The organism is Pseudacidovorax intermedius (genome assembly GCF_003350475.1).
Taxonomy (GTDB): domain Bacteria; phylum Pseudomonadota; class Gammaproteobacteria; order Burkholderiales; family Burkholderiaceae_C; genus Xenophilus; species Xenophilus intermedius.
The window spans coordinates 527-2,975 of sequence record NZ_QQAV01000026.1; the positions used below are offsets into that span (position 1 = coordinate 527).

General features: G+C 68.1%; 1 protein-coding gene. It reads left to right on the forward strand.

Annotated features, from left to right (window positions below; translation table 11 throughout):
- Positions 1-2,449 (forward strand): Ig-like domain-containing protein (locus DFR41_RS27265; RefSeq protein WP_170159490.1); only part of this gene is annotated, 2,449 nt, incomplete at both ends.

Here is a 2,449-nt window from a genome sequence, read left to right on the forward strand (position 1 = left end):
CGTCGACGGTGACGATCACGGTGACGCCGGTGAACGATCCGCCGGTGCCGAGCGACCCGCCGGTCACGCCGCCGGGCCAGAACTTCGACCCGGCCACGGGCAACTACACGATCACGACGCCGGAGGACACGCCGGTCAAGGGCCAGGTGGCGGCCACCGACGTAGACGGCGACGCGCTGATCTTCACCAAGAGCAGCGACCCGACGCATGGCACCGTCACGGTCAATGCCGATGGCACGTACACCTACACCCCGGGCAAGGACTACAACGGCAGCGACAGCTTCACCGTGACGGTGAGCGACGGCAAGGGCGGCACGGCCACGTCGACGGTGAACGTCACCGTCACGCCGGTCAATGACGCGCCCACTGCACCGAGCACCAGCATCTCCACGCCTGAGGACACGCCCATCGACGGCAAGGTCACCGGCTCGGACGTGGACGGCGACACGCTGACCTACACCAAGGGCAGCGATCCGGCGCATGGCACGGTGGTGGTCAACACCGACGGCACGTACACGTACACGCCGGCCAAGGACTACAACGGCGGCGACAGCTTTACCGTGACGGTCAACGACGGCAACGGTGGCACGACCACCTCGACGGTGACGATCACCGTCACGCCGGTGAACGACCCGCCGGTGCCGAGCGACCCGCCGGTCACGCCGCCGGGCCAGAACTTCGACCCGGCCACGGGCAACTACACGATCACGACGCCGGAGGACACGCCGGTCAAGGGCCAGGTGGCGGCCACCGACGTGGACGGCGACGCGCTGACCTTCACCAAGAGCAGCGACCCGACGCACGGCACCGTCACGGTCAATGCCGATGGCAGCTACACCTACACGCCGAGCCAGGACTACAACGGCAAGGACAGCTTCACCGTGACGGTGAGCGACGGCAAGGGCGGCACGGCGACCTCGACGGTGAACGTCACCGTCACGCCGGTCAACGACGCGCCGGTGGCCGTTAACGACACCGTGACCACCGACGAGGACACGCCCGTCACCATCCAGGTGCTGCGCAACGACACCGACGTGGACGGCGACAAGCTCACCGTGGTGGGCTTCACCCAGCCCGCGCACGGCACCGTGGCGCTGGACGCCAACGGCAACCCGGTCTACACGCCCGGCCTGGACTACAACGGCGCCGACAGCTTCACCTACACCATCAGCGACGGCAACGGCGGCACCTCGACCGCCACGGTGTCGATCACGGTGGGCGGCGTCAACGACGCGCCGGAGCCCAAGCCCGACACCAACAGCACCAGCGAAGACGTGGTGCTCAAGGTCGGCGTCACCGGCGGCGTGCTGGCCAACGACGTCGATCCGGACGGCGACAGCATGGCGGTGACCCAGGTCAGCTTCGGCGGCAACACCGTCGATGCCGGCAAGGCCATCGAAGGCAGCTGGGGCACGCTGACGCTCAATGCCGACGGCAGCTATACCTATGCGCCGAATGCGGCCTCGCAGGCGCTGACCACCGGCCAGAGCCAGAAGGACGTGTTCACGTATACGGTGACCGACCCCTCGGGCGCCACCGCCACCACCACGCTGACGCTCACCGTCAATGGCGCCAACGACGCGCCCGTGGCCGACAACCAGGCCCGCACCACGCCTGAGGACACGCCCATCACCGGCCAGATCGTGGCCCGCGACGTGGACGGCGACACGCTGGGCTATGCCAAGGGCAGCGACCCGGCGCATGGCACCGTGACGGTCAATGCGGACGGCAGCTACCTCTACACGCCTGCCAAGGACTACAACGGCAAGGACAGCTTCACCGTGCTGGTGAGCGACGGCAACGGCGGCACGACCACGGCCACCGTGAACATCGACGTCACGCCGATGAACGACGCGCCCACGGCGCCCAACTACAGCATCACCACGCAGGAGGACACCCCGGTCGACGGCAAGGTGGTGGGCAGCGATGTGGATGGCGACACGCTCACCTATGTCAAGGGCAGCGACCCGGCGCACGGCACGGTGGTGGTCAATGCCGACGGCAGCTACACCTACACCCCGGGCAAGGACTACAACGGCGGCGACAGCTTCACCGTGACGGTGAGCGACGGCAAGGGCGGCACGGCCACGTCCACCGTGACCATCGGCGTGACGCCGGTGGACGACCCGAGCGTTATGACGCCGGACGTGAAGACGACGACGGAAGACAGCCCGGCGCTGGGCAACGTGCTGACCAACGATCGCGACGTGGACAACGTGCTGAGCGTGGCCTCGTTCCAGGTGGCAGGGCAGGCGGCGGTGCTGGCGGGTGGCACGGCCACCATCGCCAACGTGGGCACGATCAGCATCGCGGCCAATGGCGACTATGTGTTCACGCCGGCGGACAACTGGAATGGCCAGGTGCCGACGGTGACGTACACGACGAACACGGGCTCGTCGAGCACGCTGGACATCACGGTGACGCCGCTGGACGACACGCCGGCGCTGAG